At 72.8% G+C, this 8858-nt stretch carries 8 protein-coding genes and 1 pseudogene; 7 read left to right on the top strand and 2 right to left on the bottom strand.

Annotated features, from left to right (window positions below; genetic code table 11):
* Window positions 1–647, top strand: a pseudogene (locus ACLU3S_RS12230) (serine/threonine protein kinase); the annotation flags it as partial.
* Between the two features lie 317 nt (window positions 648–964).
* On the opposite strand, the gene ACLU3S_RS12225 reads toward ACLU3S_RS12230, so the two are convergent.
* Window positions 965–1168 (bottom strand): cold-shock protein, encoded by a 204-nt coding sequence (locus ACLU3S_RS12225; RefSeq protein ID WP_006133199.1) that lies wholly within the window; start codon window positions 1166–1168, stop codon window positions 965–967.
* Window positions 1169–1455: 287 nt separating this feature from the next.
* On the opposite strand from ACLU3S_RS12225, the gene ACLU3S_RS12220 reads away from it, so the two are divergent.
* Together ACLU3S_RS12220 and ACLU3S_RS12215 are read left to right on the top strand one after the other, a co-directional pair.
* Window positions 1456–2304, top strand: coding sequence for a menaquinone biosynthetic enzyme MqnA/MqnD family protein (locus ACLU3S_RS12220; RefSeq protein WP_413951808.1), 849 nt, complete (start codon window positions 1456–1458; stop codon window positions 2302–2304).
* A 109-nt stretch (window positions 2305–2413) separates the two neighbouring features.
* The gene (locus ACLU3S_RS12215) at window positions 2414–4390 is read left to right on the top strand and encodes a serine/threonine-protein kinase (protein WP_413951807.1); all 1977 of its coding nucleotides are present in this window, start codon (window positions 2414–2416) and stop codon (window positions 4388–4390) included.
* 123 nt (window positions 4391–4513) lie between these two features.
* Here the strand turns inward: ACLU3S_RS12215 and ACLU3S_RS12210 are convergent, their stop codons facing one another.
* Window positions 4514–5314, bottom strand: coding sequence for a hypothetical protein (locus tag ACLU3S_RS12210; protein WP_413951806.1), 801 nt, complete (start codon window positions 5312–5314; stop codon window positions 4514–4516).
* A gap of 637 nt (window positions 5315–5951) precedes the next feature.
* Between ACLU3S_RS12210 and ACLU3S_RS12205 the strand changes: the two genes are divergently transcribed.
* The 4 genes from ACLU3S_RS12205 to ACLU3S_RS12190 all read left to right on the top strand — a co-directional run bounded on the left by ACLU3S_RS12205 (window position 5952) and on the right by ACLU3S_RS12190 (window position 8811).
* Window positions 5952–6092, top strand: a complete 141-nt coding sequence (locus tag ACLU3S_RS12205; RefSeq protein ID WP_413951805.1) for a hypothetical protein — start codon at window positions 5952–5954, stop codon at window positions 6090–6092.
* Window positions 6089–6874 (top strand): prepilin peptidase, encoded by a 786-nt coding sequence (locus tag ACLU3S_RS12200; protein WP_413951804.1) that lies wholly within the window; start codon window positions 6089–6091, stop codon window positions 6872–6874. Before ACLU3S_RS12205 ends, ACLU3S_RS12200 begins: the two co-directional genes overlap by 4 nt.
* A 124-nt stretch (window positions 6875–6998) precedes the next feature.
* The gene (gene mqnC / locus ACLU3S_RS12195; protein ID WP_413951803.1) at window positions 6999–8198 is read left to right on the top strand and encodes a cyclic dehypoxanthinyl futalosine synthase; all 1200 of its coding nucleotides are present in this window, start codon (window positions 6999–7001) and stop codon (window positions 8196–8198) included.
* A 7-nt stretch (window positions 8199–8205) separates the two neighbouring features.
* Window positions 8206–8811 (top strand): imidazolonepropionase-like domain-containing protein, encoded by a 606-nt coding sequence (locus tag ACLU3S_RS12190; RefSeq protein ID WP_413951802.1) that lies wholly within the window; start codon window positions 8206–8208, stop codon window positions 8809–8811.
* The last annotated feature ends 47 nt before the right edge of the window (window positions 8812–8858 follow it).

Raw genomic sequence — 8858 nt, 5'->3', positions numbered from 1 at the left:
GGCGGCGGACCGCGCTGATCAGGGCCGCCGGTGTGGTGGGCGGAGCGCTGCTGGTGGCGGCGCTGGCCTGGTCGGTCATGGACGCGAAGGGCCGGCCCGGTCACCGGGACGCGGCGGACCCCACGACGTCCGCCACGGGACCGGCCGCACGGTCGTCGGCGTCCGCGCCGGGCACCTCGAAGGGCTCGACGGACTCGTCGGACCGGGGGGCCGGTGACGACACGTCCGGGGCCTCGCACTCCGCCTCGGCATCACCCCGGGAGCCCGTCGCCACTCCCTACCCCCTGGTCTCGCTGGACGCCAAGACCTCCGTGAACCTCAGGAACCCCGACGTCGAACTGAAGAACGGCAAGGGGGACATCCGCTTCGGCTGCAAGACGGTCGGCTGCGAGCTGACGAGCGACACCGCCGTGTTCCTCCAGGTGTACGGCAAGCCCGGCGACGGCACCCTCGACACGTGCCGCCTCCTGCTCGCCCACGCGAAGAGCCACACCCTTCCGCTGGCCGGCGCGGCGAACGGCACCGAGATCTGCGTCAAGGACGCCGCGGGGAACATCGGGGTGTTCGTGATCCAGACGAAGTCGACCGCGATGCCGGACCTCGCGTTCCTCTACGGACAGCTGACCGTCTGGCGCGAGGCCGCCTGACCCAAGCCCGCCGGCCGCGGAGGCCTCGCCTCGGCGGCCTGGACCCACCGCGGCGCGTCCAGGGCCGGAATCACGACGACCATGGCCTTCGCGTGATGTCTTTCCCGGGATCGTTCGGGATACCGAACCGTGCATTCCGGCGACCGCGGAGGGCATCGGCGCCGAAAGGGAAGGGCGGCCGGGCCGGAAAAGTCCGGAGAACGGCCGGAGCATGCCCCTGGAACCGCCCGAGAACGGCCGGAAAGGGCAGGAGCCCCGTCGCCGGACGGCGCGGGGCTCCTTGGGTACTGCACTCAGGTTCTGCGATCAGGCGGTGATCAGGCGGGGGTGACGTTCTCCGCCTGGGGACCCTTCGGGCCCTGGGTCACGTCGAAGGTCACCTGCTGGTTCTCCTCGAGGGAGCGGAAGCCGGTGGCGTTGATCGCGGAGTAGTGAACGAAGACGTCGGGGCCGCCGCCCTCCTGGGCGATGAAGCCAAAGCCCTTTTCGGCGTTGAACCACTTAACGGTTCCGGTAGCCATAAGCCCTCCTTGGGCTCAAAAGGGTTGCCCTGCTCCAGAACCTGCAAGTGCGAAACTGTGCTGCACAACTGCATACGTCTGAAAACGACGAGAGCCCGCGGTCACATGCTCCGCAGGCTCTGTACTGCAAGGGAAACCAAACTGCAACTTGCGGCGAGCCTAGCACGCAGGCAGCCGAAAGCAATAGAGGGCAAGATCACTTCACCCGGATGTTTGAACCCCTGTAACCCGTTTGACGGTGGGGCCGGTACCGGCACCGTACCAGCCCAGGTCTAGAGTCTCGCGATGTGGACAATTCTCGCACCCGGCCGCGCGTCGGCCACATCCAGTTCCTGAACTGCCTGCCCCTCTACTGGGGGCTCGCGAGAACCGGCACGCTCCTCGACTTCGAGTTGACCAAGGACACCCCGGAGAAGCTCAACGAGCAGCTGGTGCAGGGCGACCTCGACATCGGACCCATCAGCCTGGTCGAGTTCCTGAAGAACGCGGACGACCTGGTCGCCTTCCCCGACATCGCCGTCGGCTGCGACGGCCCGGTGATGTCCTGCGTGATCGTCTCGCAGGTCCCCCTCGACCGGCTGGACGGCGCCCGCGTCGCCCTCGGTTCGACCTCCCGCACCTCGGTCCGGCTGGCCCAGCTCCTGCTCGCCGAGCGGTACGGCGTCCAGCCGGACTACTACACCTGCCCGCCGGACCTCAGCGTGATGATGCAGGAGGCGGAGGCCGCCGTTCTCATCGGCGACGCCGCCCTGCGCGCCAACCTCCACGACGGCCCGCGCTACGGCCTCGACGTGCACGACCTCGGCTCGCTCTGGAAGGAGTGGACGGGCCTGCCGTTCGTCTTCGCCGTGTGGGCGGCCCGCCGGGACTACCTGGAGCGCGAGCCCGTCATCACCCGCAAGGTGCACGAGGCATTCCTCGCCTCCCGCAACCTCTCCCTGGAGGAGGTCGGCAAGGTCGCCGAGCAGGCGGCCCGCTGGGAGGCCTTCGACGAGGCGACCCTGGAGCAGTACTTCACCACCCTCGACTTCAGCTTCGGCAGCCCCCAGTTGGCGGCCGTGGCCGAGTTCGCCCGCCGCGTCGGCCCGACCACCGGCTTCCCGGCGGACGTCGCGGTGGATCTGCTGCAGCCGTAATCCCCTCCGCATCCCCTCGCGATCCCCCCGGCACTACCCTGCGTGCAGTGAGCAGTGCCGGGGTACGGCCCTACGGAGGCCAGGCGTGACGGGGGACAGGAGGGACGCCATGCAGCCGCTCGCAGCCGACGAACCGGTCGCCGTCGGGCCCTATCGGCTGCTCGGGCGGCTCGGGTCCGGCGGGATGGGCCGGGTCTACCTCGGCCGCAGCGCGGGCGGACGCACGGTCGCCGTGAAGATCGTGCACCCGCACTTCGCGCTCGACGAGGAGTTCCGCGCCCGGTTCCGCCGCGAGGTCGAGGCCGCCCGCAGGGTCGGCGGCGCCTGGACCGCGCCCGTGCTGGACGCGGACCCGGACGCGCCTGTGCCCTGGGTCGCCACCGCCTACGCGGCCGGCCCGTCCCTCGCGGCCGCCGTCACCGGCACCGGCCCGCTGCCCGCGCACACCGTACGGGCGCTGGGCGCGGGCCTGGCCGAAGCACTGGCCGCCGTGCACGACCTGGGCCTCGTCCACCGGGACGTGAAGCCGTCCAACGTGCTGCTGACCCTCGACGGCCCGCTGCTGATCGACTTCGGCATCGCGCGTGCCACGGACGGCACGGCGTCCCTCACCTCCACCGGTGTGTCCATCGGCTCCCCGGGCTACATGTCGCCCGAGCAGATCCTGGGCAAGGGCGTCACGGGCGCCGCCGACGTCTTCTCCCTGGGCGCCGTCCTCGCCTACGCGGCCACCGGCGAACAGCCCTTCCCCGGCGACTCCTCCGCCGCGCTGCTCTACAAGGTCGTCCACGAGGAACCCGAACTGGGCTCGCTGAGCGGCGACGTGCGGGAGATCGCGGCGGCCTGCCTGGCCAAGGACCCGGCGTCCAGACCCGCCCCCGCCGACGTGAGCCGACGGCTCGCCCCCGAGGGCGCCGCCCGCCTGGTCGCCGGCGGCTGGCTGCCGGGCCCGCTGGTGGAACAGGTCAGCCGCAGCGCCGTCCACCTCCTCAACCTGGACTCGGGTGAGGCGGTCCGCTCGGGACCGGTGCCGTTCAGCAGCCCTTCGGTGGGCGGCACGAGCGGGGCGGTGAAGGGTGCCTCTGCCGCGGGTGGGGACGGGGACGCGGTTGCCGGGGAGTTCGGCCCGGCGCCCGTGATGAATCCGGGCGGTCCTCCCACTGGTACCGGGGAGGGGGTGAGCGCGGGTGCCGGCGGCGCGGTGGGTGCGACTGCCCCTGGATTCCCGGCCCGGCCGGCTGATGCGCCCGGGGGTGGGCGCGGTGGGCCGACTCCGCACGGTTCGCCGACTTCGCCGGCCGGCCCGCCCGGCGGTGGGAAGGGGCTGCCGACTCCGCCGGTTGTCGGGCCTGGCGTTGGGCAGGGGCTGCCGACTCCGCCGCCCGTCACCCCGCCCGGACTGCCCACCCCTCCCACCGGCGCACCCGGGCTCACCCCGGGCGCGCCCACCGTCGTGCCCGCACCCCAGGACGCAGCCCGGCCCGGCCGGGTCTCCGTGAGTGTGGCGGCGAGTTCGACGCCGGGGGAGAGCGGCCGTGGGCGGCGCGTGAGCTGCACGGTGGCGCTGGCGGTCGCCGGGGCGCTCGCCGCGGTGACCGTCGGAGCAGGCGCCCTGCTGCGCCCGTGGTTCGACACCGGGGGCGGGGACACGGGGGCGGGCAGCGGCGCCGCCCACACCCCGGGACCGAGCGCGGCAGCGAGCAGCGGCGCCGCCGACAAAAGCGCACGGCCCGGCGCGATCCCGGCCCGCTACCTCGGCACCTGGGAGGGCCAGGCCACCGGACTCGGCGGCGCCCTGCCCATGGGCACCTTCCGGCTCACCGTGCACCAGGCCCGCAAGGGCGAGGAGTTGGGGCGGCTGAAGCAGACCGACCAGATCGGCGCCGTGTGCACCGACATCCTCACCCTGACGAAGGTGACGAAGTCCCAGCTCCTCGCGACCTCGGTGGGAGCGAAGGGCAACCACGCGGGCTGCGACCCCGCCCCACACCAGATCGCGCTGACACCCGTCGGTGACGACCTGCGGTACACCTCGGACAGCGCGGCGGAGGGCAACCCGGAGGCGAGGCTGTCGAAGGCCCCGTAGCCGCATGACGGCCGCCCCGCCCGAGCCGGCACGCCCGGCGGCGGTGGCCCGTGGTCCGGCCCCGGCCCCGTGGAGTCACAGAGTGACCGGCCTTCCCGCCGCGCCGTCGGACGGGACGTGGCATCAGGAGTCGGGCGGAGCCTCGTAGAGGCGTACGGTGCCGAGGATCCTTCGTATCGTCGCGTCCGGCACCTCGCCGCGGACGTTCCTGGCGCCGAAGAACGACCAGGAGACCAGGTCCCCCGAGGCGTTCTTGAGGCCGAAGGTCCACGCCTTGCCGTCCGACGCGCACTTCTTCGACTTCGTCACGCCCACGGACCAGGCGGTGCCCAGGGTGCCCTTGAGACCGGAGTTCGTGGTGAAGGGCTGGACGGAGCCGCTCTTCACCTTTGTCCTGTCCGGCTGGGTGTAGCCCCCGAACACCCAGGTCTCCGGGTCGGAGTGCGCGATGTCCTGGGTGCTCCGGTAGCCGTTGTTGCCCCTCGTGCCCACCTGCGCCAGCGGTGTGTTCTCCACGGTGCCGTCCCGGTTGTCGTCCGAGGCGCACCAGTTCTTCTGCAGCATCGCGACATTGCGGATCGCGATGAGGGGAGTGTCGTCCGGGTCCCCGTCCTTGGAGGCGTAGCTGACCCAGCCGGAGGACTGGATCTCCCAGTGCGGCGGGACGTCGAACGCGATGCCCTGGGTCGGGTTCGTCAGGACCTTCCAGCCCTTGATCGTGGCGGTCAGGGTGCCGGTTCCCCGGGGATCGGTGGAACTGTGCGATGAGGAGGGAGCGTTGGTGGGCTTCGGGCCGGGCCTGTCCTGCCGGTGGCCGCCGAGGGCCAGCACTCCGGTGACGCCTGCGGCAAGCACGACGGCCGCCGCCGCGACGACGGCGATGATGCCGGTCCGGTTCCGGCGGACGCCCGTCGGCGCGGGCACGGGCGCGCCGGCGGCCGGCTGGGTGGGGAGCTGCCAGGGCTGAGCCTGTTGCGGTTGCCCCTGTTGGTAGGGGTTCGGCCCGCCGGTACCGGGCTGTTGGTAGGGGTTCGGCCCGCCGGTACCGGGTTGTTGGTATGGACTCGGCTGGCCCTGGCCGGGCTGCTGGTACGGGTTCGGCTGGTGTCCGGCCGGGGGCTGCTGCCGATTCTGGCCGCCCCCCGGCGCATGCTCTCCTGGCCACATGCGCCGTAACGATACGGGTGCGCCCCCAGCGGGCGACCGAGAGCCGTGGCCGCGCTTGGGTCTTCACTGCCGACCCCCTTGCCGCGACGAAAACCCGCCCGGACCGTCGGCCCGAACCCGAACCCGAACCCGAACCCGAATCCGAACCCGAACCCGAATCCGAACGGGGTGACGACGGGACGCGGGCGGCTGTGGCCGCCGCCGGACCAGGACCCCCTGACGCACCGCATGTCCTGCGACACTGTCAGTCCCGGTCCACAGCACCTCCGTCCCTCCGGGCCCACCGGCTCCACTCCTCCCGCCCACACGACCCAGGACACCCGCCATGGCGCGACGCAGCACATCAGGCTCGACGGGAAGCCCGCCGGCCCCGCCGTACCGGACACCGCGGCCGGTGCCCGTGTGGCGCACGGCCGAGGACGCGGCAAAGCCGCTCCTCGCGTTCGCCGCCCTGCTCCTGCTGATCGCCGGCCTGCCCGCCGTACTCGCCGTCGAATCCGGCCGCCCGCTGTCGCAGGGCGACACGGCCGTATGAGCGCCGTACTGCTGTGGGGCGCCGCCGCGCTGTGGGGCGCGGCGGCGGGAGCACTGCTTCCCAGGGCCGCCTACCGCTTCGCCGTACCGACGGGGGAGGGCTGGCGCGAGCGGTGCCCCCGGGGACACGCGCTGCGGGGCTGGCTCGGGCCGGCGCGCTGCGGTCGGTGCGCGCGGGACGGCACGGCTTCCGCGGAGCCGCTCGGTGCGGTGGAGCCCTCCGGCGCGGCCGAGTTGCCCTACACCCCCTCCCTCCCCCTGCTCTCCGCGGCGACGGCGCTCGTCTGCGCCGCGCTGGCCGCCGCCACCGGGACTCGCCCGGAGCTCGGGGTCTGGCTGCTGCTCGCGCCCGCCGGTGTGCTGCTGGCCGCCGTGGACCTGAGGGTGCAGCGCCTGCCCGACCCGCTGACCCTGCCCCTCGCGGCCGCCGCCCTCGCCCTGCTGGGCCTCACCGCCCTGGTGCCCGAGCACACCGGTCACTGGCTCACCGCGCTCTACGGCGCCCTCGCCCTGGGCGCCGGCTACTTCGTGCTGTATCTCGTCAACCCGGCCGGCATGGGCTTCGGCGACGTCAAACTGGCCGTGGGCATGGGCGCCGTACTCGGCTGGTACGGCTGGCCGACGGTCCTCCTCGGCACCTTCGCGGGGTTCCTGTCCGGTGCGCTCTACGGCGGCCTGCTCGTCCTCGTACGGCGCGCGGGGCGCACCACCGCGATCCCCTTCGGGCCGTTCCTCATGGCCGGCGCCCTCGCCGGGCTGCTGATCGGCGCATACGCGGCCTGAGGTCGGTGCCGTGAAGGCGCTGGCGTAGGCTGGTTCGGTCCGCCCGCCCGCCTGCCACCACCACCTTTGTCCGAGCGCTTCGCGCACTGTCCATGATTCGAACCCTTGACGAAAGGGACGCCCGGTGACCGAGAAGGCCGACCTCCAGTCCGTGCTCGACCGAGCCGCAGCGGGCGGACGCATCACGCCCGAGGAGGCGCTCGACCTCTACCGCGACGCGCCGCTGCACGCGCTGGGCGCCGCCGCCGACGCCGTACGACGCCGCAAGTACGCGGGCATCGAGCACATCGCGACGTACATCATCGAGCGCAACATCAACTACACGAACGTGTGCGTCACGGCGTGCAAGTTCTGCGCCTTCTACGCGGCTCCCAAGGACACGGAGAAGGGCTGGACCCGCGACCTCGACGACATCCTGCGCCGCTGCGCGGAGACCGTCGAGCTGGGCGGCACCCAGATCATGTTCCAGGGCGGGCACCACCCGGACTACGGCGTCGAGTACTACGAGAAGCACTTCCGCGCCATCAAGGAGGCCTTCCCGCAGCTGGTGATCCACTCGCTGGGCGCCTCCGAGGTCGAGCACATGGCCCGGATCAGCGGTGTCACGGTGGAAGAGGCCATCACCCGCATCCACGAGGCCGGCCTGGACTCCTTCGCGGGCGCCGGTGCGGAACTCCTGCCCGAGCGGCCCCGGAAGGCCATCGCCCCGCTGAAGGAGAGCGGCGAGCGCTGGCTGGAGATCATGGAGACGGCGCACCGGCTGGGCGTGGAGTCCACCTCCACCATGCTGATGGGCACGGGCGAGACGAACGCCGAGCGGATCGAGCACCTGCGGATGATCCGGGACGTGCAGGACCGCACGGGCGGCTTCCGCGCGTTCATCCCGTACACCTACCAGCCCGAGAACAACCACCTGAAGGGCCGCACCCAGGCGACCCTCTTCGAGTACCTGCGGATGATCGCGATCGCCCGGATCTTCCTCGACAACGTCCAGCACATCCAGGGCTCCTGGCTCACCACGGGCAAGGAGGTCGGCCAGCTGTCGCTGCACTACGGCGCGGACGACCTCGGCTCGATCATGCTGGAGGAGAACGTGGTCTCCTCGGCCGGCGCCAAGCACCGCTCCAACCGGCTCGAGATCATCGACCTCATCCGCAAGGCGGGCCGTGTCCCGGCCCAGCGCGCCACGACGTACGAGCACCTCGTCGTCCACGACGACCCGGCGAACGACCCCGTCGACGACCGCGTGGTCTCCCACATCTCGTCCACCGCGATCGAGGGCGGCACGGCCCACCCCGAGCTGAAGCTGCTGGCGTCCAACTGAGCGCGCGTTGCTGACGATCCACGCCGACTCCCGGGGCCTCGCCCTCGCCGTCGAGGGCGAGCGGATCGCCGCCGCCGGGCCCCTGGAGGAGCTGGCGGGCGCGTACCCCCACGCGCGCGTGCGCACCTGGCCCGGCATCCTCACGCCCGGCCTGGTCAACCTCCACGGCACGGAGCTGCTGGAGGAGGCGTACCACCCGGACCCCCGGGAGGCCGACGAGCTGGGCACCGAGCCGCTGACCGGCGACGCGCTCGCCTCGCTGGCGCTCGACGACGCCCGCTGGGGCGCGAGCGCCCGGCGCGGAGTGCAGCGGATGCTGGCGCACGGCACGGTCGCGGCGGCCTGCGAGCCCCTGGCCAACCGCGCGGTGCGAGACGCCGTCCGGCGCACCGGACTGGTGCTCGCGGGCCGTTCCCGGCGCCCGGCCGGTGTGCCGTCCCTCGACCCGTTCGCCGCCGGGGTCCCGGTCGAGTTCGCGCCCCCGCGCGACCGCGGCTCGGCCGCCCGGTTCGCCGTCTTCGACGTCCGCGACGAGGCGGAGCTGGCCGAACGCGGCGCCGGCACCTGCGTGGCGACCGTGCTGGCGGGCCGGCTGGTCTACCGGCGCCGCTGACCCGCCGTCGGCCGCATCTGCATCGGCGCCTCGGGATCTGCATCGGC

Source organism: Streptomyces sp. AF1A, assembly GCF_047340315.1.
Taxonomy (GTDB): Bacteria; Actinomycetota; Actinomycetes; order Streptomycetales; family Streptomycetaceae; genus Streptomyces.
The sequence above is the reverse complement of the archived record's forward strand: the minus strand, read 5'-3'. Positions and strand labels throughout refer to the sequence as shown.

What these genes read in the sequence shown, in the direction of transcription:
- ACLU3S_RS12200 (WP_413951804.1), top strand. Translation starts at nt 6,089, where the DNA reads ATGAGCGCCGTACTGCTGTGGGGCGCCGCCGCGCTGTGGGGCGCGGCG.
- ACLU3S_RS12225 (WP_006133199.1), bottom strand. Translation starts at nt 1,168, where the DNA reads ATGGCTACCGGAACCGTTAAGTGGTTCAACGCCGAAAAGGGCTTTGGC.
- ACLU3S_RS12215 (WP_413951807.1), top strand. Translation starts at nt 2,414, where the DNA reads ATGCAGCCGCTCGCAGCCGACGAACCGGTCGCCGTCGGGCCCTATCGG.